Genomic DNA, 21,474 nt, shown 5'->3' with positions numbered 1-21,474 from the left:
GCGTCGCGGGCCTCGCCCGTAGTCCCCGCTACGCGCTTCGGCCCGCTTCTGGCGGAGCGAACGTCCGGACGCGACGCAGGCCGTGACCGTGGCGAGAAATCCGGGTCAACCCCCGAACCGGCCGCCGATCGAACAGGCGGCGACCCACCATGAGGGATGCGCCGCCGCGATTGCGCGGGCCGCCGCTGCTGCCTCGGCATCGCCGTCGAACAGGCCGAAACAGGTGGCGCCGCTGCCCGACATGCGCGCGAGGCGAAGGCCAGGCGCGGCGCGCAAGGCGGCCAGGACATCCGCTATTCCCGGCACAAGCGCGATCGCCGGCACTTCCAGATCGTTGCGGTTTGCGGCCGCGCGGCCGGCAAGATCGCCGCCGCGATCTTCGGCCGGCGACCCGAAGGACCCAGCCAGCGCCTCGAAGACCTGCCCGGTCGAAACCGCCGTCCCCGGATTGACGAGAACCGCCGGGGCGGCCGGCGGCGCCGGATCGAGCGGCGCCAGTTTCTCTCCTATCCCGGTCATGCGGGCGGTCGTCCCCGCCAGGCAGGCGGGAACGTCCGCGCCGAGATCGAGCGCCAGCCGCGCCATCGCCCTGTTGCCGACATCGGCCCGCCACAGCCGGGCGCACAGGCGCAGCGCCGTGGCGGCATCGGACGAGCCGCCGCCGATCCCCGCGGCGACCGGCAGGTTCTTTTCCAGATGGAGCGCAGCGTTCGCCGAGACGCCGCAATGCGCCGCGAGAGATCGCGCCGCCCGCAGGACGAGGTTGTCGGCGCCGGCGTCGAGCGCCGGGGTAAACGGGCCGGAGACGGTCAGGGTCAAATCGCCGGCCGGCGCAGCGCTCAGCCGGTCCCCGACATCGGCGAAGGCGACCAGGCTGTCGAGTTCGCGGTAGCCGTCGGGCCGACGGCCGGTGACGTGGAGCCACAGGTTGATCTTGGCCGGTGCGAACGCCTGCAACGGCGATCCGGGCTGCACGGCGGGCGGCATGACGGCGCTTCGGCGGCTCTTCGGGGTCGTGCCGGCCGGTCTATTGACGCGCGATCGGCTTGAAGGGCGGCAGGCCGCCCCGCAGCCTCTCTTCGATCTTCTTGCGGTCGGCGTCTTCGGGTCCGAGCCACAGCGCCCGGTTCCACTGGAAGCGCGCCTCGTTGCGCCGGCTCGCCCGCCAGTAGGCGTCGCCCAGATGCTGGTTGATGATCGGGTCGTGGGGCCGCAGCTCCGCGGCCCGTTCCAGATGGCGGACCGCCGCCTCGAAATTTCCCAGCCGGTATTCCACCCAGCCGACGGAATCGACGATATAGCCGTCGTTCGGCCGCTTGCGCACGGCTTCCTCCAGCATCCCGCGCGCCCGCACCAGCCGCTCGCCCCGATCGACCCAGGAATAGGCGAGGTAGTTCAGCACATAGGGCTGACCGGGATTGAGCTTGAGCGCATGAAGGAAATCCGCCTCGGCGCGGGGCCATTGGCCGGACCGCTCGAGCGCGATGCCCCGGGCATAGAGGAGATTCCAGTGACGCCGGGCGATCTTCGGAATGCGCCCGATCGCCCGGTCGTAGGCCAGCACCGCATCGCCGAACGCCGAGCGGCTGCGATGCACGTTGCCCATCAGCCACAGGGCGTCGTAGCGGTTGGGCCGCTCTTGCGCCATTGTTTCCAGGGCGGTGAACGCGGCGGTGTGGCGGTCGAGTTCGGCCATCGACGCCGCGGCCGATTTGCGCGCTTCCCAGCTGTAGATGGTTCCGGATTGCAGCCTGCCGAAAACCGCGACCGCGTCGCCATAGCGGCTGTCCCGCTCGAGTATGCTGCCGAGCAGGAAGACCGAGGCCGCATCGTGCGGCCGCATCCAGACCGCGAGTTGCGCCAGCGGCAGCGCCTGCTCGGCGCGGTCGCCCTCCTCGAACGCGCCCGCCAGATTGAGCAGCACCTCGGCCAGTCCGTCGGCCGGCGAGCCGATCAGGGGCCTGACCGGCCCTCCGCCGCGAATCGCCGCCCGCAGGGACCGGACGGTCATGGAGTCCGGAGCGACGGACAGATGCCGGTCGACGGCCTCGAGCGCCGCCGCCCTTTCGCCGGACCGGGCAAGGAAGTTGGCCAGGGTCTCCGTCATCCTGAGCGAGAGGAACGCCGGGACGCTCGAAATCGCCCGATAGGCCTCGGCCGCGCGCTCCGTCTGCCCGGCGACGTCGAGCAGGTGCGCCGCGTGCATGAGGCGGAAGAGCTGGAACTGCTGCTCGCCTTCCAGATCGCGATGCTCGTCCAGCGCCAGATCCGGATCGCGGTGCCGGCCCAGGGCCAGCCAGGCATGCATCAGGGGCAGCAGCAGACGGTTGAAATTACTGTGCGGCAGCCGGTCGAGATGGGTCTGCGCCTCGGCATAACGCCCGTTCCTTGCGGCGCGCAGGACGAGTATCAGGCGGGCCATCGCCTGTCCGGGCGCGAGCGCCGCGATCTGTCCGGCGAGGCCGCCCGCACGCTCCAGGCGTCCGGCAAGGACGTGGGACCGCAGCGCCCGGACCATCAGGGCGGCGTGGCCGGGCGCCTTCGGCGTGACCGAGATGAAATATTCGGATGCGCGCTTCGAATCCTTTTGCCGGGACGCGTGCAGCGCCGACAGGTAGGCGCCCCATGTCGTCATACGGTCCGGCACGAGTTTCGCCGCCGCCGGCTGGCCGGCGCCTGACACGGGGCCGGCCGGCAGCAGAAGGCCTGCTGCGAACAGGGCCAGTACCGCCTGCCTACATGTTCGGATAATTCGGTCCACCGCCGCCTTCCGGCACCGCCCAGTCGATATTCTGGGTCGGGTCCTTGATGTCACAGGTTTTGCAATGCACGCAATTCTGGGCGTTGATCTGGAGCCGCGGGTTGGCGCCGTCGTCGTCGCGCAGGATCTCGTAGACCCCGGCCGGGCAATAGCGCTGCTCCGGCGCGTCGTAGAGCGCCAGATTGTGGTCGATCGCGACGGCGCCGTCTTTCAGCACCAGATGAACCGGCTGGTTCTCCTCATGGTTCGTCGCCGAGAAGGAGACGTTGGTCAGCCGGTCGAACGACAGCACGCCGTCGGGCTTCGGATAGTCGATCGGCCGGTGCTTGTCCTTCGGCTCGATGGTCTCGTGATCCGGCTTCGCCGCCCGCAGGGTCCAGGGCGCCCGGCCGCGGAACAGCTGCTGGTCGATGCCGAACAGGAGGGTGCCGGCGACCAGCCCCTTCTTCATCAGCGGCTTGAAGTTGCGCGCCCGGTGCAGCTCGTCCCTCACCCAGCTTTTCTCGAACGCCGCCGGATAGGCCCCCAGTTCGTCCTGGGCGCGCCCGGCGGCCACGGCGTCGAACGCCGCCTCGGCCGCCATCATGCCGGTCTTCATCGCCGTGTGGCTGCCCTTGATGCGCGGCGCATTGAGAAACCCCGCGTTGTCGCCGATCAGGCAGCCGCCGGGGAACGCCAGCTTCGGCAGGGATTGCAGCCCGCCAGCATAGATGGCGCGGGCGCCGTAGGCGATGCGCTTGCCGCCTTCGAGGAAGGCGCGCACCTTCGGATTGTGCTTGTAGCGCTGGAATTCCTCATAGGGGCTGAGATAGGGGTTCCTGTAGTCGAGCCCGACGACGAAGCCGACCGAGACCAGGTTTTCGTCGAAATGGTAGAGGAAGGAGCCGCCGTAGGTCTCGCGGTCGAGCGGCCAGCCGGCGCTGTGCATGACCAGGCCCGGCACATGGCGCGCCGGCTCGATTTCCCAGAGCTCCTTGATGCCGATACCGTAGGACGGCGGATCGGCCCCGTCGCGCAGGCCGAAGCGGGCGTCGAGCTGCTTGCCGAGCGAGCCGCGGCAGCCCTCGGCGAAAAAAGTGTATTTGGCCAACAGTTCCATGCCCGGCATGTAATTCGCCGTCTGCTCGCCGCCGGCGCCGACGCCCATGTCGCCGGTCGCGACGCCGCGGACCCGGCCTTCGTCGTCGTAGAGTACCTCGGCCGCGGCGAAGCCGGGATAGATCTCCACGCCCAGCGCCTCGGCCTGTTCGGCCAGCCAGCGGCACAGGTTGCCCAGGCTGACGATGTAGTTGCCGTGGTTGCCGAAGCAGGCCGGCAGGAACAGGTTCGGCACCTTGAAGCCGCCTTTTTCGGACAGGAAGAAAAAGCGGTCCTCGCTCACCGGGGTATCGAGCGGCGCGCCGCGGTCCTGCCAGTCGGGCAGCAGTTCGTTGAGCGCCCGCGGGTCGAGCACGGCGCCGGACAGGATGTGCGCACCGACCTCCGAGCCCTTCTCCAGAACGCAGACCTCGACGTCGCCGCCGCTTTCCGCGGCAAGCTGCTTCAGGCGGATCGCGGCGGCCAGGCCGGACGGGCCGGCGCCGACGATCACCACGTCGTATTCCATCGATTCGCGGTCCGGTCGCTCTTCCGTCATGCCGTCCGATCCCGTCCTGTTACGCCGCGCCGGCGGTTGCCGCGCCGGCCCTCTAAGGGCTTGTAACGACAGCGGCTTTCCCCGAAAGTCACGAGGGCGCGCGCACGCGTGAGAATCGCGGACGCGCGACACAAGACACTTAGCGCAGAGGACGGTTCGACGCTATGCCCGATCGCACCGACCGGCAGCCTGCGGCAGCGGCGGACGCCCTCCGGCTTGCGCTTGCCTGGCAGGTCGAGGCCGGCGCCGACGAGGCGATCGGCGAGCGGCCGGTAGACCGGCTGGCCCCGGCAACGGATGGCGGTGCGCCCCGGGCCGCCGCACCGCAGCCGGAGGCGCCGCCCGCCGGCCCGCCCGGCCGGGCGCCGGCGGAGCCGCAGCACAGGACCGGACCGGCGCCCCGGCCTGCCCGTGCGCCGGCGCCCGAACCGGCAACAGCGGCGGTACGCCTCGAATCGACCGGAGAGACGGTGGCGTCGGCCCGCGAGAGCGCGCGGCGCGCCGAAACGCTGGACGCGCTGCGCGACGCGGTCGCCGCCTTCGACGGCTGCGGCCTGAAGAAGACGGCCATGAACACGGTCTTCGCCGACGGCGCGCCGGGCGGCCGGCTCATGCTGATCGGCGAAGCACCGGGCGCCGAGGAGGACCGCCAGGGCAAGCCCTTCGTCGGAGCGAGCGGCCAGCTGCTGGACAAGATGCTGGCCGCGATCGGCCTGAGCCGCGAGACCGACGCCTACATCACCAACATCGTGTTCTGGCGCCCGCCGGGAAACCGCGAACCGTCGGCCGCCGAAACCGCGGTCTGCCGCCCCTTCCTGGAACGGCATATCGAGCTGAAGAATCCCGACATCCTGGTCTTTCTGGGCGGCCCCTCGGCCAAGACGCTGCTCAACCGCACGGAGGGCATTACCCGCATGCGCGGGCGCTGGTTCGACTACCGCACGCCGGACATGATCGAGGCCGGCGGCGACCCGGTTCCGGCCATGCCGCTGTTCCACCCGGCCTACCTGCTGCGCAGCCCGCTCAACAAGCGGGAGGCCTGGCGCGACCTGCTGGCAATCCGGGAACGGCTGGATGCTTTGGCCGCGGAGCGGGCGCCTTGAGGACCGGCCGCGCCGCCGACAGGGGAGCTGCATGACGAAGATCGACGAGAGCCGGCCCTTCCTGCCGGTCAATATTGCGGTGATGACGGTCTCCGACACGCGCAGCGCGGCCGACGACCGGTCCGGCGACACGCTCGCCGGCCGGATCGAAGGCGCCGGCCATGTCGTCGCCGACCGCCGGATCGTGCCCGACGAGATGGCGGAAATCGTCGCCGCGCTCGAAGGCTGGATCGCCGACCCGGAGATCGACGTCGTCATCTCGACCGGCGGCACTGGCGTGACCGGCCGCGACGTGACGCCGGAGGCCTTCGAGCAGGTCTTCGAGAAGAAGATCGAGGGCTTCGGCGAACTGTTCCGCTGGGTCAGCTTTCAGAAGATCAAAACTTCGACCGTCCAGTCGCGCGCGGTCGGCGGCGTGGCGGGCGGCACCTACCTGTTCGCCCTGCCGGGCTCGCCGGGCGCCTGCAAGGACGGCTGGGACGAGATCCTGCAATACCAGCTCGACAACCGCTACCGGCCCTGCAACTTCGTCGAACTGATGCCGCGCCTCCAGGAGCATACCGGGCGCTAGGCGGATTCCCTGCCGGGGCCACGACCGAGCGGCGCTGTCGAGCCGGCGGGTCGGGAAAGCCGGCCGCAGGACCGTGGGCAGCAGCGACCTATTGCAAATGGCGCTCCTGTCCGTAGTAGCGGCGCAGCGCCGCCTGATAGCGTTCCAATGCCGGAACGAAGGCGTTGGCAACGTCCGCACCGGCGGCAGCCTGAGCGTGCAGTTCGGCGATAACTGCCGGTTCGTCCATGCCGGTAACGCGCCCGTCCCGGACGATTTCGCGCCCCCTTGACCAAACGGACGCGACATGGCCGCCCGTAGCCCGGCCGAGGAGAATATCGACCTCGGTGGTTCTGGAGCTGACGACGTCGCCGCCCAGCCGGTCCCAATCGAATGCGATCAGGTCGGCCGGCGCCCCCGGAGCCAGAGCGCCGTCGCGTTCGCTGTCGTCGACCACGCCGAAACCGGTTACCGTCGCGGCACGCAACAGGTCTGCCGCCGAAAGGCCCGGATCGAGCGAACTGCCCCGGTGCAGGCGATAGAGCAGCCGCAATTCCCGGAGTGCGTCGTCATCGTCGTCCAGAGACAGGGCGTCGATCCCGACCGCGAGCTGCACGCCGCGCCGGACAAACTCCGCGACCGGCGCCACGCCCGAACCGAGCCGCAGGTTCGAACTGGCATTGAGCGCGACCGTCACGCCGCGTTCCGCCAGGAGTTCGCACTCCTCCGGCCGCAGCCAGACGCAATGGGCCAGGGTCAGGCGCGGCGACAGCAGGCCCAGCGCGTCCAGATGCGCAACGAAACCGCCCGGAAAGCGGGTATCGGCCCAGGCGCGCTGACGCCGCGTTTCCTGACAATGCATGTGGACGCGCCGGCCGGTTTGGGCCGAGGCTTCGGCAACGCTGGAGAGCAGGTCGTCCGACGCCCATTCCAGGCCGTAGGGACCGAACTGGACGTTGACGGTAGCGGATTCGCAGTGCCGCGCAATTTCGCCGACCATCGCGACCTGCTCCTGCACCGATGGCAGCGGCCGCGCCCAGCGCGCCCGCAGAACCTCGCGATCCGCTTCGTTCAGGAGGCCGAGGATGGCGTCGTCCTCGCCGTAGCCCAGGCGATGGCGGTCGACCATGGGAACGACGAAAGCGATGGGCAGGCCGATATCGCCGGCCGCCCGGCACACCGCTTTTGCCTCATCGACGAGCCGATCGGAGCGCTGCGGCATGTGGCAATGCACGGCCGCCGCCACGCCGGAGCGCGCCATACGGGCGAACGCTGCCGCTGCGAGCAGGTAGGGATCGACCGGCGGATGGAGCGCGGAGGCGCCCGCCAGCCAGATCTCCAGGGCATCGTCCAGCGCACCGTAGGCGAGACGGCTTAATCCCCGCCCGTGGTCGTGGGCGTTTGCCAGCGCGGGCATCACGAAGAGCGTCGAGGCGCCTTCCTCCGCCGGGCATTCCTGCAGATCGCAAATCGTGCCGCCCCGGATTCCGATCCGGCGGTTGCACGCAACAGCAGCCCGGTCGGGCCCCGCAAGCAGCCGGTGGGCGAATATCTGCGTTGTGTCCGATGGTGCGGTCATGGCCGAATGATCAGGTTGGGCAACCAGGTCGCCAGCGCGGGGTAGACGACGACAAGGATCAGCACCAGCAATTCGAGAGCGATGAACGGCCCTGCGGCGACGTAGACCTGACGCAGGGTAATCTCCGGCGGCGCCACGCCTTTCATAACGAATAGAAGCAGTCCGAACGGCGGCGTGGTCAGGCTGACTTCGAGCACAACCAGAAGCAGGACGCCATACCAGACCAGATCGAATCCGGCGTGCTGGGCCAGCGGCATGAAGAATGGCAGGGTGATCAGCATCATGGACAGCTGATCGATGAACGCGCCGAGCGCGAGCAGGATCAGCAGCATCAGGATGAGCAGGGTAATCGGGCTGAAATCAAGTTCGATGGTGATTTCCAGCAGGCCGTCGACGGCGCCCGAGAAGGCGAGAATCTGGGCGAAGGTAACCGACGCGCAGATGATGAACAGCGCCATGCCGGTCACCTTGGCCGCTTCGACAAGGGCCGTGCGAAGGGCATGCCGCCTCAGGCAGCGATAGGCGACCGCCGCAATGACCGCGCCGACCGCGCCCAGCGCGGCCGATTCCGTCGGCGTCGCCCAGCCTGCGAGGATGCTGCCGACGACCAGGACGAACAGCGTCATCAGCGGCACCACGTAGATCAGGAACGGTATAAACCGGTCGCCCGGCGTCAGGCCCTCCTGGACATAGGCCGGCGCCAGACCGGGATTGAGGCGGCAGCGCACGACGATATAGGCGAAGAAGAGCAGGGCGATGAGGAGACCGGGCACGATGCCGGCGATCAGCAATTCGGCCACCGGCATCTGCGCCAGGCTGGCCAGAAGCACCGCCAGCGCCGACGGCGGAATGAGCATCGCGATGCCGCCGGTCCCGAGGATCGGGCCCATCGCCATCGACGGGTGGTAGCCGCGGCGCTGCATTTCGGGGAGCAGGGAACTGCCGAGCATGGCGACATTGGCCATCGTCGAGCCCGAGAGGGTCGAGAATATCGTGCCTCCCGTGACCGCAACCAGCGACAGGCGCCCCGGCACCCGGGCGATCAGCCGGTCGACCGCATCGATGGCGCGAAACGCCATGCCGGTGTGAAACATGATCTCGCCCATCAGGATAAACAGCGGGATCGGTGCAAGGGAAAAGGTCGTGACCGACCAGACGGCATTGCGCACCAGCTGCATGAGGCCCGCCTCGCCGCCGAGGAAAACCACTGCGCCGACCAGATTGACCGCTAAAAAGGAAAAGGCGACCGGCAGACCGGTCGCCATGAAAAGGATCAGCATGCCGAGCAGCATGCCAAGCGCGAAATACCATTCCACGGGTCAGAGGCCGGTATCGACCGGCCGGGCGGCGGGCTCTTCGCCGGACGCGGCGATCCACCGAAAGAGCCTGCAGCCGAATTCGATTGCCATCAGCGCGCCGGATATCGGCACAAGGGCAAAAAGCCACCATTCGCGGATCGTCATAATCTTGAAGATTTTCGTGTCGGCCGCGTAGAGCTCGATGGTCGAGCGCAGCCCGTAGTAGAAAATCACGGCGCACACGATCAGGCCGGCGGAATTGGCGACCAGCGCCAGGATGCGGCGCCCGCGCGGCCCGACGATTTCGACCAGCAGATCGACGCTCACATGTGCCGAGTGCCTCAGAACCCACGGCGCGGCGAGAAAGGTCACGGCGAGCAGGCTGTATTCGACGATTTCGATCATCCAGGGCAGCGACCCGAGGCCGGTCCCCCGGACGACGATTTCCGCGGTAATGCCGAGGACGACGAACGCCAGCAGGAGAGCCGCGATTATCCCCAGCGCCTCCAGCAGCGCGTCATACACTTTCGAAAGCCGCACCATCGGCGGACAGATCCCCGGCGTCAGCGGCCGGCGGCGATCGCCGCCGGCTCGCCGCCGCAAGACTCTATTTCAGTTCCGTCAGCTTGCGGATTTTAGGCCCGTTCACCGGATCCTTCTTCATCACGTCGGCCCAGCCCGCCTGTGTCGCCGTTTCGAGAAACTTCTTGCGCTCGGCGCCCTTGAGCACGATCGCCTTGACGCCGTCCCGCGCCTGCAGGGCCCGCTGGCTCTTGTTCGTTTCCTCGCGCGTGTTGCCGAACTCGTTCTCCAGGCGGATCTGGACGTCGTGCAGCACCTTTTGCTGCGCCGGCGTCAGCTTCTTCCAGGTGTCGAGATTGACCAGCACGCTGACCTCCGCGGTGAAGAAGCCGGGCTCGACCCGGTATTTGAGCACCTTCTGCCAGCCCCAGGCGTGAATGCCCCATAACGGCCAGCCGAGCCCGTCGAACACGCCGCGTTCGAGGCCGGCATAAGCCTGGCTTGGCGGCGTGGTGATCATGACGCCGCCCAACGCCTCGATGAAAGACTGGTAGACCGAGGTGCCGCGGATCTTGAAGCCCTTCAGGCTTGCGCTATTGATCGGTTTGGTCAGGTAGAAATGGAAATTCACCCCGTCGCCCCAGCGTCCGAGATAGTGGACGTTCATCTTTTCGGCGTGGAGCGGGCGCAGCAGCGCGAAGGTTCCGTTGGTGCGCTGCTGCTGGACCGGCACGGTCGACATTTTCTGCGCGTCGGCGATCGGCAACAGCTTGTTGTAGAAGGTGCCGGACAAATGAGCGAGATCGAGCACGCCGGACTTCACCGCGTTGCCCATCTGGAACGGGTTCATCGCCTTGAAGCCCGCGGCCACCATCTTGACCTGCAATCCGTGGGCCGCGCCGGCCTCGTTGGCGCGCTTTATCCATGTCCGGATATGCGGATACCAGATGCGGTCCACCGACGGCAGAAAGGTACCCGCTTTCAGCGTGACGGTGTCGGCGGCGGCGGCCGTACCCGCCAGTTGCGCGCCGAGTATGACGGCGCAGGCAATTCCAAGACCCGATTTTGCGAACATCGATTCGTCCCCTTTGCGACGCGCCCAGACGGCGCCATGCCGTCCAGCCCGTCCCGCAAGGGCTTCATGTTTCGGCCGGCAGCGGACCCTCCGCCAAATCTGAACCGGGGGCTTCGGCCTGATCCCTGGCGGCTGGACGCAGCGAGGGTCTGTTCCTAGTGTAGGGTATATCCGGCGAAGCGTCGAACGGCGTTGCCGTTGTGGACGCGGCCGGCTCACGGGGTGCAGGAAAATCCGTGCGCCCGCGGATCGGGATGGACCGAAGCGACATGCAAACCTATCGCCTGGCCACGGTGGAACATCGGGGCCGAAACTTTCCCGTTGTCGAGGTCGCGGGAGTCCTCATCGACTTCGGCACCGGTTATGAGGCCTACAAGCGGGACACCGGCACGCGCGATTTCTTCAAGGCGAAGCACGGCTACACCATGCTCGACATTCTCGAGGAGTGGGACCTGTTCGACGCCGCTCTGGAGGGTTTCGCAGAGCATGCCGCATCGCAGGTCAGGGGGGGCTTGCCGGATTATGCCTACCGGCCGGACGAAGTGACCTTCCTGCCGCCCGTCCTGTATCCGAACAAGATCCTGAACGCGGGCTCCAACTACTACGACCACGCGCTGGAAATGGGCGCGGCAGCCCCGGACCGGGACAAGCACGAGCCCTATTTCTTTTACAAGGGCTCAAGGCATAACGCGGTCGGCCATGGCGGGACGGTCTATCTGACGCCGCGCGCGGACTACATCGACTGGGAGGCGGAACTCGCGGTCGTCATCGGCCGCACGGCCAAGAATGTGCCGGTCGACAAGGCAATGGACTATGTCGCCGGTTTCACCTGCTACAATGACATCTCGGCGCGCGACCGCATGATCCGCCACGGCGAGACGTTCGACTACGACTGGTTCGCCAACAAGGGCAACGACAGTTTCGCCCCGATGGGGCCGTTCATCGTGCCGGCCAGGTTCGTCGGGGACCTTTCGGACATCCGCATCAGGTGCTTTCACAACGGCGACAAGGTCCAGGATTTCAGCACCGACAATATCGTTTTTTCGATCCCGGAACTGATCGCCAACGCGTCCGCAATTACGACCCTGTCGCCCGGCGACGTCATCGCGACGGGAACCGGCGCCGGCGCCGGAATGGCCCACGGCATTACGGTCGAGCACGGCGAAATCCACAAGGTTTTCGAGCATATGTACGCGGGCAGGAGCCGCCTGCTGGCGCCGGGCGACACCATTGCCGTCGACATCGAAGGGGTCGGCCGCCTGGAGAACAGCGTCGCGGCCTATCCGAACGACCCGAATCGCGGCTGAGAACGATAGTTATGCCAGATCGGATCGACCGGCGTCTGCGCGAGCTCGGAATCGTCCTGCCGGCCCCGGCGCCGGCATTCGCAAGCTATCTTCCCTGGAGAATTTCCGGCAATACGGTTTACATCTCCGGTCAGGGTCCGTTGGTCGACGGCAGGATCGAGGAGAAATACTGCGGCCGGGTCGGCAGCGATCTTACCGTGGAAGAAGGCCAGGCCGCGGCGCGGTTGACGGCGCTCAACGTGCTCGCCCAGCTGAAAGACGCGTGCGGCGGCGATCTGGATCGCGTCGCCGGCTGTATTCAGCTGATGGGCTTCGTGAATTGCGATCCGGGATTCACACAGACGCCGACGGTGATTAACGGCGGATCGGATGCGATCGTCGAGGTGTTCGGCGACGCCGGCCGCCACGCCCGGTACGCGATCGGCTCGCACGCGCTCCCCGTCAACATCGCCGTCGAAATCGCCGCGATTTTCGAACTCGACTGAAAGCGCCGGCCGCGCGTCGCGCCAGTCTCCGGCCGGCATACCTACTGCTGCGTCCGGCGCCCGCCTTTCCACGCCCGCCAGGCCGCGCCGTCGTCGATATCCGCCAGCGTTTCGGCGAAGGCCGCCCGCCGGTGGCGCGGGATGTTGCGCAGCGTCGCGGCAAGGGTCTCCGGGTGCGACCAGGGCACGCCGTCGAACAGCTGCGAACAGCGCGCCGGCCCGCGCTGGCCGACCAGCCAGAATCCGCCGTCCTCGGCCGGGCCAAACAACAGATCGGACCGTCGGAGAAGATCGAACCCGCGCCCAATAACCCCGGCGTCGATCCCGGGAATGTCGGCGCCGAAGAGCAGGCGCGGCCGGGGCGCGAACCGGTCGAGGCAGCGCGCCATGCGCAGGCCGAGATCGCCCTCGCCCTGTTCGATGCAGGGCAGCCCGGCGAGGCGCGGCAGCCCGCGCCGCAGATGGGACGATGAGCGCCGAGGCGTTGCCGCGAGCACGAGATCCCATTCCGGGCGCCGTGCCAACCGCGCGCCGATCCGTTGCGCGGTGCTGCAATAGAAGCGCCAGGCGGCGGGCGCGCCGATATCCGCCGCCAGCCGCGTCTTGACCGCGCCGACGAGCGGCGCCTTCAGAAACAGGATCGCGACCGGACGGCCGCGCGGCGAGCCGGCCGGCATGTCAATACAGCCGCGCCAGCAAGGCCGGCGGCACGCCCATCAGATAGAGCGAGAGCAGGGCGAGATTGCGCGCCGAGCGGTGGCGGTAGCCGGCCTGCAAAAACCTTTCCGCCCCTGTCACCGCGTCGATGTCCAGCGGCACGAGCCGGTTCTGGCCGATGCGGCGGACCAGGTCGACATCCTCGAACAGCGGCAGCGGCCGGTAGCCGCCGAGCGCCCGGTAGAAATCGCGGGCGACCAGCAGCCCCTGGTCGCCGTAGGGCAGGCCGAAGCGCCGGCAGCGCCAGGCTACCCGCTTCTCGAGCCGCCGGGCGCGCGGGTGCGGATCGTCGAGCCGGAACCGGCCGTAGCCCGCGCGCTGCCGGTTCGCCGGATCGGCCATGAAGGCGGTGGCGGCGGCGTGCCAGCCGGGGGCGAGGCGGGTATCGGCGTGCAGGAAGAGCAACCAGCCGCCTTGCGCCGCGTCTGCGCCTGTCGCCAGTTGTGCACCGCGCCCCTGCGCGCCGGTTACGACCTGCGCGCCGGCCGCTCCCGCAAGCTCCGCCGTCGCATCCCGCGAACCGCCGTCGCTGACCAGGATTTCCAGCCCTTCGCCGCCGCCCCCGGCCGGTGCCGACAACGCTGCGAACGTCGCAGGCAGGCGGGCCGCCTCGTTCAGCGTCGGGATCACGATGCTCAGGCCGATAGGAGTCATGACCGCCTGTCTCGCCCAGCCGGCCCCGTCGTTCAAGCGGCGGCGCACAGCGGTACGCCGGCTTGTCAAATTGTTCTTTTTTTGTTCTTGACTCCGGCAGCCGGAATACCCACGATGACCGGTATGGACCCCGTCACCCGAATTCCGGAGAGTACGCCGTTCGATTCTCGGTCGCCCGGCCCACGACGCCCGTCCGGGCAGGCCTTCCGCGGCCGGGGCGCGGGGTTCAATCCGCCGAACCGGTTCGAGACGATCCGGCGCGACCCCTTCTTCGACGGCTGGGACGCGCCGGCCGACCCGGACGGGGCGGAGGCGGGCCTGCCCGCCGCTGCCGTGCCGACGACGGTGACGGTCGACGCGACGCGCACGGTGATCGCGCGCAACGACTCGCCGGACGTCGGCTTCGACCGCTCGATCAATCCCTATCGCGGCTGCGAGCACGGCTGCGTCTATTGCTATGCAAGGCCGAGCCACGCCTGGCTCGGCCTGTCGCCGGGCGTCGATTTCGAGACCCGGCTGTTCGCCAAGCCGGACGCCGCTGCCCTGCTGCGGCAGGAACTGGCCCGGCCGTCCTACCGCTGCGCACCCATCGCCATGGGCACGAACACCGACCCGTATCAGCCCGTCGAGCGGGAACGGCGGATCACGCGCCAAATCCTGAAAGTGCTGGCGGACTGCAACCATCCGGTCACCATCGTCACCAAGTCGGCCCTGATCGAGCGGGATATCGATATCCTCGCGCCGATGGCGGAAAAGGGCCTTGCCGCGGCCGCCCTTTCGGTGACGACGCTGGAGCGGACGCTTGCGCGGGCGATGGAGCCGCGGGCAGCCGCGCCGGCGCGGCGGCTGGCGGCGATCCGGTCGTTGGCGGAGGCCGGCATCCCTGTCCGGGTCATGGTCGCGCCGGTGGTGCCGGGCATCACCGACCACGAGATGGAGGCGATCCTCGAGGCGGCGCGCGACGCCGGCGCCTCGCTCGCTTCCTGGATCCTGCTGCGCCTGCCCGGCGAGGTGAAGGACCTTTTCGCCGACTGGCTCGACACGCACTATCCGGCGAAGCGCAACAAGGTGCTGAACACCGTCCGCGCGCTGCGCGAGGGCAAGCTGAACAACGCCCAATGGGGCGAGCGCATGGTCGGCAAGGGCGCCTTCGGCAAGGCGCTGGACATCCGCTTCGCCATGGCCGTCCGGCGGCTTGGCCTGAAGCGGGAGGGCAACCCCCTGCGCACGGACCTGTTCGTCAAGCCAGCAAGGGATGGCCGGCAGATGAGCCTGTTCTAGGGAGCGCCGTCCCAGCCGGATTCTCACGCTGCCGCCGCGATGATAGACTGGCGCCATGCACGACGGCGTCGAACTGACCGGCCTTGCCCTTGTCGGGCTGATCGCGCTCGCGGGCGGCCTGCTGATGGTGCGGATGCGCCAGCCGGTGATCGTCGGCTACATCGTGGCCGGCGTCGTGCTCGGCCCGTCCGGTTTCCAGCTGGTCGAGGACCGGCTGAGCGTCGCGGTCCTCGCCGAGCTCGGCGTGCTGATGCTGCTGTTCCTCGTCGGCATGGAGCTCAGCCTGCGCGGCTTCAAGGCGATCTGGAAGGTCGCCGTCGGCGCCACCCTGCTCCAGATCGCGATTGCGGTCGGCGCGATGCTGCTGATCGGCTGGGTCGGGGGCTGGCCGACGCCGGTCGTCGTCGTGCTGGGCTTCGTCGTCGCCCTGTCGAGCACCGCGGTCGTCGTCAAGATGCTCGAGCAGCTCGACCTGCTGCGCCAGCCGGTCGGCCAGCTCACCATCGGCATCCTGATCGCCCAGGACCTCGCCGTGGTGCCGATGCTGCTGACCATCGGCCTGTTCGGCGACAGCGAGCCCGGCCTGCTCGACCTCGCCAAGATCCTGTTGTCGATCGGCCTGCTGATCGCCTTCATCCTCTATCTCAGCCGCCGGCGGCGCCTCGTGTTGCCGTTTTCCGCCGTGGCCGGCGCGGCGCCGGAAATCCTGCCGCTCGCCGCGCTCTGCTTCTGCTTCGGCGCAGCGGCGCTTACCGGCATCCTCGGCCTGTCGCCGGTGCTCGGCGCCTTCCTCGCCGGCCTTGTGATCGGCAACAGCACGGCCCGCGCGCCGATGGTCCGCACGACGCGGCCGATCCAGAGCGTGCTGATGGTCGTGTTTTTCCTGTCGATCGGCCTGCTGATAGACCTGCGGTTCATCTGGGAAAATCTCGGCACGGTGATCCTGCTGCTCGTCACCGTTACCGTGGTCAAGACGGCGGTCAATGTCGGCATCCTCCGGCTGCTGCGCGAGCCCTGGCCCAACGCGCTGGTCGCCGGCATCCTGCTCGCCCAGATCGGCGAGTTTTCGCTCGTCGTCAGCGAGGTGGCGCAGGAACGCGCCATCATCACGAGCGAATCCGGGCAGTTGATCGTCGCCGTCATCGCCTTCTCGCTGCTGATGTCGCCCCTGTGGATCGCCATCGCGCGGCGGCTGATCCGGGTCATCATGCTGGGCGTGACCTCCCTGCGCGGCACCCTGCAGGCGGTCGAGACCCGCAGAACGGCGGCCGTCGCCCGTCACCTGCTCGCCCTCTGGGCAATCCTGCTGCGCGCCTGGCGAAGACTGCGCCTCGCCGGCCGGTTTCGCCGGCGCGCCAAAGCGCAGCTTCCGGCGGAATCCGGGGACGGGCCGGCACTGCTGCCCGACCGGAGCGCCACGCCGGACGCCGCAAACCGGGCCGATCCGGACAATGCCTGATTTCGCCGCCGAACGGGCCCTGGCCGGCGCCGCGGGCGGAACCCGAGAAATCCTGGTCGCCGGGGTCGACGAGGCCGGGCGCGGGCCGCTGGCCGGCCCGGTCGTTGCGGCCGCCGTGTGCTTCCCCGGCCTGGCGCTGCCGCCCGCGGTGCGCGGCCTGATCGACGATTCGAAACGGCTCACGCCGGCCCGGCGCGAGGCCGCCTTTGCCGCGATTCTCGAAGCCGGGACGGTCGGCACAGGCGCGGCCAGCGTCGCGGAAATCGACCGGCTCAACATCCTCCGCGCGACAATGCTCGCCATGCAGCGCGCCGTCGCCGCGCTAGAGGTGCCGCCGGCGGCGGTGCTGGTCGACGGCAACCGGGCGCCGGACCTGCCCTGCCCGGCGCGCCCGGTGGTCGGCGGCGACCGGCAGTCCCTGTCGATCGCCGCGGCCTCCATCGTCGCCAAGGTGACCCGCGACCGCATCATGGCGCGGCTCGCCGCCGAGCATCCCGGCTATGGCTGGGAGCGCAACGCCGGCTATGGCGTGGCCGCGCACCGGGCCGCGCTCGCCGCCCTCGGCCCGACGCCGCACCACCGGCGAACCTTCGCGCCCGTGCGGGATATGCTGGCGGACATTGAATGAAGTTCAAAATTAAACGGCAGCTTCGAGATTGACCGCCGAACAATTGCGAATAAAATCAGAAAAAATCTGTAGAATATGTTCTCTGCAGGCGCGTTATTGCGACGCTTTATTGGGATTTTTCCATGACTGTTCTTCAGACCGACCGGATCATTCACGGCGATTGCATCCGGGTCATGGAGTCCCTGCCGGCCGCGTCGGTCGACCTGGTATTCGCCGACCCGCCCTACAATCTTCAGCTCGGCGGCGAACTGCACCGGCCGGACAACAGCCGGGTCGACGGCGTGGACGACGCCTGGGACCGGTTCGACAGCTTCGCCGCCTACGACAGCTTCACGCGGGCCTGGCTGGCGGCGGTCCGGCGCGTCCTGAAACCGGACGGCGCGCTGTGGGCCATCGGCACCTACCACAATATCTTTCGGGTCGGCGCAGCGATGCAGGATCTCGGCTTCTGGATCGTCAACGACGTGATCTGGCGCAAGACCAACCCGATGCCGAATTTCCGCGGCACCCGTTTCGCCAACGCCCATGAGACGCTGATCTGGGCGGCGCGCAGCGAGGCGTCGCGTTACAGTTTCAACTATGAGGCCATGAAGACCGCCAACGACGATCTGCAGATGCGCAGCGACTGGCTGCTGCCGATCTGCATCGGCGCGGAACGGTTGAAGGGCGCCGACGGCAAGAAGCTGCACGCGACGCAGAAGCCGGAAGCCCTGCTGAGCCGGATTCTGCTGGCGACGACGAAGCCGGGCGATGTCGTCCTCGACCCGTTTTTCGGCAGCGGCACGACCGGCGCGGTCGCCAGACGCCTGCACCGCCGCTGGATTGGCATCGAACGCGACGCCGGTTATGTCGCAGCCGCCCGGCAGCGGATCGCCGGCGTGTCGCCGCTGCTCGACGCTGAACTTGCCGCCAGCCCCTCGAAGCGGGACCAGCCGCGGATTCCGTTCGGCTGGATCGTCGAGCGCGGCCTGATCGCGCCGGGCGACGTCCTGTTCGACCGGCGGCGCCGGCATCGCGCCCGGGTGCGCGCCGACGGCAGCCTGATCCACGCCGACATGACCGGCTCTATCCACAAGGTCGGCGCCCACGTCCAGGGTGCGCCGTCGTGCAACGGCTGGATGTTCTGGCATGTCGAGCGCGACGGCGAGGCCGTGCCGATCGACCGGTTCCGCCAGAAACTGCGCGCCGAACTGGACTGACGAGGTCGGCGGACAGGCCCCGCTATTCGAACAGCGTCTGGCGGACCGGGATCGTTTCGACGGTATCGGCGCCGGTCGCGGCGGCGACCTGCGCGGCCAGCCGGTTCAGCGTCTCGCGCTGGCCGATCACATAGTCCAGCCAGTCGCCGGCGAAGGCGCGGACCGCCGACAGCATATCGTTCGCCGCGGCAGCCGTGGCCCCGGCGGCCTGCACGAGCGCGGCCTGCGCCGGCCCGCCGCCGCCGCGATGAACATCCTGTGCCGAGGCGGCAACCCGGCGCGCCGCGATCCGGTCCCGCTCGATCCGGAGGATCAGCGCATTGAGCTTGACGAGATCGCCGCCGATCGCATCCAGCGCGTCGCGCGCCGCCGTCATGCGCGCCCGGTGGCGGGCATCGTCCGCCGGCAGCGGGTCGCCGGCCTGGAGCCCGAACGCACCGGCCGCCGCCAGATAGTTCCGGGCATAAAGGGCGAGCGAGCGTTTGCGCAGGGCGAATTCCTCGTCCCGGTCGGCGAGCGCCCGCTCCACCCGGCGATGGGCGTCGGCGACGGCGGCACCGCCGCCGGTTTCCGCGACCTGCGCCGCGGCGGCCGGCGCCGCATCGCTCCCCGCCGCATCGCTCCCCACCGCCGGGCGGAACCGGAGGTCCGGCGCCTTCGGCGGCGGCCGGCCCAGGGGCGGGGCGCCGGTGATTTCGACGAACGGCGTGCGCGTGCCCGGCGTCTCGCCGGCGAAGGTGAGGAACAGGGTGCGCTCGCCCCCGGTGCAGCCGGCCAGCGCCGCACCGGAGAGGATAAGCGCGGGCAGCGCCATATGGCGGGCAGCGCGTTTCACAGCGTCGGTTCCGGCCCGGTTCGACATGGCGGCAGCTTGCCCGCAATCGGCCGGACGGGCCAGCCCGATTTCGCCCACGTCGGGACCGGGGCGTCGGGACCGGGGCGCCGGGACCGGGGCGGCGGGCCAGGCCGGCGCAACGGCGGCCGCAATGTCGCGCCCCTTTCCAAGGCGCCGGCCAATGCTTACAAACCATAGCCTGACCGGACAGCGCGGCCGGCCAATTTGGCCGGGGCGGCCGGGGTGCCTGCCCCGCCGCCGATGCACCGAAGCCGGTCGACACGCGCGGCACCAAAGCCCGCGCCGGCAGCGCCCGTAGCTCAACTGGATAGAGCACCTGACTACGGATCAGGAGGTTGGGAGTTCGAATCTTCCCGGGCGCGCCAATTGAACCAAAATCCGGTGAAGATCGAAAAATGGTCGGCTATTTCCGATTCGACTATAGATCAATGACTTGGCGGTTAAAGGTTCGAACCGCCTGAAGCGAACCTCATGTTGTATGCGGCTATTATTCGTCGCGCCTCCTCGACCGCCCAGATCAAAAGCGATTTCGAAGGCTTGGCACAACGTTCGACGACCGCGCCGAACAGAATTCGTCGTCCGTCACCCCGCCAGCGCCCGCCGGCGACGCTGCGAAACGTGCCAGTATGCGACCACGCTTTCGAGATACTGCATGAGCAGAAACATGCCGAAGCCGACCGCGCTGATGTAGAGCACACCCGCAAAGACGACATCGGTTTCGCGGCCCGCACTCGCCTTCAGCATGGCACGCCCGAGTCCCTGGTCGGCGCCGATGAACTCGGAGAGAACGGCGCCGGTGACCGAAAAGGTGGCGGCGAGCTTCAGCCCGGCAAACATTTGAGGGAGGGCGTTCGGGAAGCGAATCAAAAGCAACGTGCGCATCGATCCCGCACCTGTCGAGCGGGCAAAATGCAGGGCTTCCACGGACGTTGAACGCAACCCGAGGACCGTGTCGATCACGATCGGGAAGAAGGAAAGCAGGAATGCGATGAGGATTTTCGAGGTCATTCCGAATCCGAACAGGACCAGGAATACCGGGGCAAACACGATCTTTGGAATCACCTGCGAAATGACCAGGATCGGATAGATGCTCTTGCCGATCGTGCGCACCGACACGATCAGGAATGCCAGTGAAATCCCGACGATGACACTCAACAGGAACCCGGCTACGATTTCCTGAAACGTTACCCAGGTCTCGGCAAGCAGGTAGCCGCTCTCTTCGACCGCCGTCCGAAGCACCTCGGTCAGCGGCGGCAGCACGTAGTGCGGGATGTCTCCGAGACGCACACCCGCCTCCCAGACCGCGAGACCCAAGACGATTCCGGCGGCGGAGTAGGGAAACCGGCCCGATCGGCGGCTTCCGATCGGCAGGCGCAACAAATTCCTGCCCCGCTTTCGAAGATCGGCAACCGGCCTCTTCCCGCCATGTTGAGGGGGGGTGTTTCCGGCGCCGGGTCTGATCCTGTCCAACATCCGACTACGTCAAATGGGTTTCTTCGAGTCGCCTTGAAACGTGCCAGCGAATGGCCCGCTTTTCGATAAACTCGATGAGAAAGTAGACACCGACCCCTAACGCCGCGAGCCAGATGATCGCGGCAAGCATGGTGACGGTTTCGAGACGGGTTTGAGCCACGATGATCAGGCGGCCGAGGCCGCTGTGGGCGCCGATGAATTCCGCGACGACGGCGCCGATGACCGAGAAGGCCGCCGCCAGCTTGACGCCTCCGAAAATACTGGGCAGCGCATGGGGAAGCCGGATCTTGAAAAATATGGCGACGGTGCCGGCGCCCATAGACCGGGCAAGGTAGAGCCTTTCTTCTTCGATCATGCGCAGGCCGGTCAACGTGTCGATCGTGACGACGAAGACTCCGAAAATCGCGACGATCAGGACTTTCGAGAGCAGCCCGTAGCCGAACCAGATCACGATCGCCGGCGCAAGCGCGATGATCGGGATCACCTGGGTTGCGACAAGGTACGGATAGACGGCGCGCTCGAACCGCATCGAGGTGTCTATCAGCAAGGCGAGCCCGATGCCCACGACGACCGCGAGGGCGAAGCCGAGAGCCACTTCCTTCATGGTGACCGCGGCCTCGGGGGCGAGCGTAGACCACTCGGTAACCGCGGCAAGGAGCGCGTCGGACGGCGCTGCGAAGACGTACAGCGGAACGTCGCCCAGCCGGATCCAGAGTTCCCAGGCGATCAGCACGAGCAAAATCGTCAAGATGGGCCAGACCAGGTCCGCCAGCCGCTGGCGCCACCGCGCCGGTCGCCTCTGTCCCGAGGAAATCCGGCTCGGACCCGCATCAGATCCGGCTCCCGTCACCGTACCTGCCTGAATCTGTTCAGGGCCCGTCGCCCGGTATC

General features: G+C 68.1%; 20 protein-coding genes and 1 tRNA gene. 9 read left to right on the top strand and 12 right to left on the bottom strand.

The genetic code is table 11. From position 1 onward, the window contains the following. Positions 1–105: 105 nt before the first annotated feature. The 3 genes from OXM58_01280 to OXM58_01270 are packed head-to-tail and all read right to left on the bottom strand — an operon-like array spanning position 106 to position 4,397. A complete protein-coding gene (locus tag OXM58_01280) occupies positions 106–987 on the bottom strand; it encodes a 4-(cytidine 5'-diphospho)-2-C-methyl-D-erythritol kinase (GenBank protein ID MDE0146978.1) in 882 nt (293 codons plus the stop codon). 40 nt (positions 988–1,027) lie between these two features. After that, positions 1,028–2,683 (bottom strand): tetratricopeptide repeat protein, encoded by a 1,656-nt coding sequence (locus OXM58_01275; GenBank protein ID MDE0146977.1) that lies wholly within the window; start codon positions 2,681–2,683, stop codon positions 1,028–1,030. A 52-nt stretch (positions 2,684–2,735) separates the two neighbouring features. After that, positions 2,736–4,397, bottom strand: a complete 1,662-nt coding sequence (locus OXM58_01270) for an electron transfer flavoprotein-ubiquinone oxidoreductase (GenBank protein ID MDE0146976.1) — start codon at positions 4,395–4,397, stop codon at positions 2,736–2,738. 164 nt (positions 4,398–4,561) lie between these two features. Between OXM58_01270 and OXM58_01265 the strand changes: the two genes are divergently transcribed. Continuing rightward, positions 4,562–5,500 (top strand): uracil-DNA glycosylase, encoded by a 939-nt coding sequence (locus OXM58_01265; protein ID MDE0146975.1) that lies wholly within the window; start codon positions 4,562–4,564, stop codon positions 5,498–5,500. A gap of 31 nt (positions 5,501–5,531) precedes the next feature. Beyond that, positions 5,532–6,071, top strand: a complete 540-nt coding sequence (gene moaB, locus OXM58_01260) for a molybdenum cofactor biosynthesis protein B (protein ID MDE0146974.1) — start codon at positions 5,532–5,534, stop codon at positions 6,069–6,071. 88 nt (positions 6,072–6,159) lie between these two features. Here the strand turns inward: moaB and OXM58_01255 are convergent, their stop codons facing one another. The 4 genes from OXM58_01255 to dctP form a co-directional block, all read right to left on the bottom strand. After that, the gene (locus OXM58_01255; GenBank protein MDE0146973.1) at positions 6,160–7,629 is read right to left on the bottom strand and encodes an amidohydrolase family protein; all 1,470 of its coding nucleotides are present in this window, start codon (positions 7,627–7,629) and stop codon (positions 6,160–6,162) included. Continuing rightward, complete coding sequence (locus tag OXM58_01250; protein ID MDE0146972.1) at positions 7,626–8,945, bottom strand: TRAP transporter large permease subunit; 1,320 nt, start codon at positions 8,943–8,945, stop codon at positions 7,626–7,628. Before OXM58_01250 ends, OXM58_01255 begins: the two co-directional genes overlap by 4 nt. 3 nt (positions 8,946–8,948) lie before the next feature. Then, entirely contained in the window at positions 8,949–9,470 is a 522-nt protein-coding gene (locus OXM58_01245) for a TRAP transporter small permease (GenBank protein MDE0146971.1), read from the bottom strand. 64 nt (positions 9,471–9,534) lie between these two features. Further along, on the bottom strand, positions 9,535–10,524 hold the full coding sequence (dctP, locus tag OXM58_01240) for a TRAP transporter substrate-binding protein DctP (protein MDE0146970.1): 990 nt from the start codon (positions 10,522–10,524) through the stop codon (positions 9,535–9,537). A 269-nt stretch (positions 10,525–10,793) separates the two neighbouring features. On the opposite strand from dctP, the gene OXM58_01235 reads away from it, so the two are divergent. Then, positions 10,794–11,831: a fumarylacetoacetate hydrolase family protein gene (locus tag OXM58_01235; GenBank protein ID MDE0146969.1), complete on the top strand. Its 1,038-nt coding sequence runs from the start codon at positions 10,794–10,796 to the stop codon at positions 11,829–11,831. Positions 11,832–11,842: 11 nt separating this feature from the next. After that, positions 11,843–12,316, top strand: a complete 474-nt coding sequence (locus tag OXM58_01230) for a RidA family protein (GenBank protein ID MDE0146968.1) — start codon at positions 11,843–11,845, stop codon at positions 12,314–12,316. A 41-nt stretch (positions 12,317–12,357) separates the two neighbouring features. Here the strand turns inward: OXM58_01230 and OXM58_01225 are convergent, their stop codons facing one another. Both OXM58_01225 and OXM58_01220 read right to left on the bottom strand, forming a co-directional pair. Further along, a complete protein-coding gene (locus OXM58_01225) occupies positions 12,358–12,993 on the bottom strand; it encodes a DUF2064 domain-containing protein (GenBank protein MDE0146967.1) in 636 nt (211 codons plus the stop codon). Position 12,994: 1 nt separating this feature from the next. Further along, positions 12,995–13,687, bottom strand: a complete 693-nt coding sequence (locus tag OXM58_01220) for a TIGR04283 family arsenosugar biosynthesis glycosyltransferase (GenBank protein MDE0146966.1) — start codon at positions 13,685–13,687, stop codon at positions 12,995–12,997. A gap of 114 nt (positions 13,688–13,801) precedes the next feature. On the opposite strand from OXM58_01220, the gene OXM58_01215 reads away from it, so the two are divergent. From OXM58_01215 to OXM58_01200, 4 genes are all read left to right on the top strand, one after another. Then, a complete protein-coding gene (locus tag OXM58_01215; GenBank protein MDE0146965.1) occupies positions 13,802–14,968 on the top strand; it encodes a PA0069 family radical SAM protein in 1,167 nt (388 codons plus the stop codon). 55 nt (positions 14,969–15,023) lie between these two features. Next, on the top strand, positions 15,024–16,427 hold the full coding sequence (locus OXM58_01210) for a cation:proton antiporter (GenBank protein ID MDE0146964.1): 1,404 nt from the start codon (positions 15,024–15,026) through the stop codon (positions 16,425–16,427). Then, positions 16,420–17,055, top strand: coding sequence for a ribonuclease HII (locus OXM58_01205; GenBank protein MDE0146963.1), 636 nt, complete (start codon positions 16,420–16,422; stop codon positions 17,053–17,055). The genes OXM58_01210 and OXM58_01205 overlap by 8 nt, the downstream gene beginning before the upstream one ends. A gap of 122 nt (positions 17,056–17,177) precedes the next feature. Further along, complete coding sequence (locus tag OXM58_01200; GenBank protein ID MDE0146962.1) at positions 17,178–18,254, top strand: site-specific DNA-methyltransferase; 1,077 nt, start codon at positions 17,178–17,180, stop codon at positions 18,252–18,254. Between the two features lie 22 nt (positions 18,255–18,276). Here OXM58_01200 and OXM58_01195 read toward each other — a convergent pair whose 3' ends face one another. After that, the gene (locus OXM58_01195; protein MDE0146961.1) at positions 18,277–19,089 is read right to left on the bottom strand and encodes a hypothetical protein; all 813 of its coding nucleotides are present in this window, start codon (positions 19,087–19,089) and stop codon (positions 18,277–18,279) included. A 309-nt stretch (positions 19,090–19,398) separates the two neighbouring features. Here OXM58_01195 and OXM58_01190 point away from each other — a divergent pair. Continuing rightward, positions 19,399–19,475: transfer RNA gene (locus OXM58_01190), tRNA-Arg, on the top strand. A gap of 217 nt (positions 19,476–19,692) precedes the next feature. On the opposite strand, the gene OXM58_01185 is transcribed toward OXM58_01190, so the two are convergent. Next, complete coding sequence (locus tag OXM58_01185) at positions 19,693–20,487, bottom strand: ABC transporter permease (GenBank protein ID MDE0146960.1); 795 nt, start codon at positions 20,485–20,487, stop codon at positions 19,693–19,695. A gap of 100 nt (positions 20,488–20,587) precedes the next feature. Continuing rightward, positions 20,588–21,331 carry an ABC transporter permease gene (locus tag OXM58_01180; protein ID MDE0146959.1) on the bottom strand — a complete coding sequence of 248 codons (744 nt, stop codon included), beginning with the start codon at positions 21,329–21,331 and terminating at the stop codon, positions 20,588–20,590. Positions 21,332–21,474 lie beyond the last annotated feature (143 nt).

The organism is Rhodospirillaceae bacterium (assembly GCA_028819475.1).
GTDB lineage: Bacteria > Pseudomonadota > Alphaproteobacteria > Bin65 > Bin65 > Bin65.
This window is presented reverse-complemented; position numbering and strand designations above follow the sequence as displayed.

Bases quoted from the DNA above. Each gene is read 5' to 3' on its own strand.
- OXM58_01280 (MDE0146978.1), bottom strand. From the start codon at position 987: ATGCCGCCCGCCGTGCAGCCCGGATCGCCGTTGCAGGCGTTCGCACCG.
- OXM58_01215 (MDE0146965.1), top strand. From the start codon at position 13,802: ATGACCGGTATGGACCCCGTCACCCGAATTCCGGAGAGTACGCCGTTC.
- moaB (MDE0146974.1), top strand. From the start codon at position 5,532: ATGACGAAGATCGACGAGAGCCGGCCCTTCCTGCCGGTCAATATTGCG.
- OXM58_01245 (MDE0146971.1), bottom strand. From the start codon at position 9,470: ATGGTGCGGCTTTCGAAAGTGTATGACGCGCTGCTGGAGGCGCTGGGG.
- dctP (MDE0146970.1), bottom strand. From the start codon at position 10,524: ATGTTCGCAAAATCGGGTCTTGGAATTGCCTGCGCCGTCATACTCGGC.
- OXM58_01230 (MDE0146968.1), top strand. From the start codon at position 11,843: ATGCCAGATCGGATCGACCGGCGTCTGCGCGAGCTCGGAATCGTCCTG.
- OXM58_01200 (MDE0146962.1), top strand. From the start codon at position 17,178: ATGACTGTTCTTCAGACCGACCGGATCATTCACGGCGATTGCATCCGG.
- OXM58_01220 (MDE0146966.1), bottom strand. From the start codon at position 13,687: ATGACTCCTATCGGCCTGAGCATCGTGATCCCGACGCTGAACGAGGCG.
- OXM58_01205 (MDE0146963.1), top strand. From the start codon at position 16,420: ATGCCTGATTTCGCCGCCGAACGGGCCCTGGCCGGCGCCGCGGGCGGA.
- OXM58_01255 (MDE0146973.1), bottom strand. From the start codon at position 7,629: ATGACCGCACCATCGGACACAACGCAGATATTCGCCCACCGGCTGCTT.
- OXM58_01265 (MDE0146975.1), top strand. From the start codon at position 4,562: ATGCCCGATCGCACCGACCGGCAGCCTGCGGCAGCGGCGGACGCCCTC.
- OXM58_01210 (MDE0146964.1), top strand. From the start codon at position 15,024: ATGCACGACGGCGTCGAACTGACCGGCCTTGCCCTTGTCGGGCTGATC.
- OXM58_01270 (MDE0146976.1), bottom strand. From the start codon at position 4,397: ATGACGGAAGAGCGACCGGACCGCGAATCGATGGAATACGACGTGGTG.
- OXM58_01235 (MDE0146969.1), top strand. From the start codon at position 10,794: ATGCAAACCTATCGCCTGGCCACGGTGGAACATCGGGGCCGAAACTTT.
- OXM58_01225 (MDE0146967.1), bottom strand. From the start codon at position 12,993: ATGCCGGCCGGCTCGCCGCGCGGCCGTCCGGTCGCGATCCTGTTTCTG.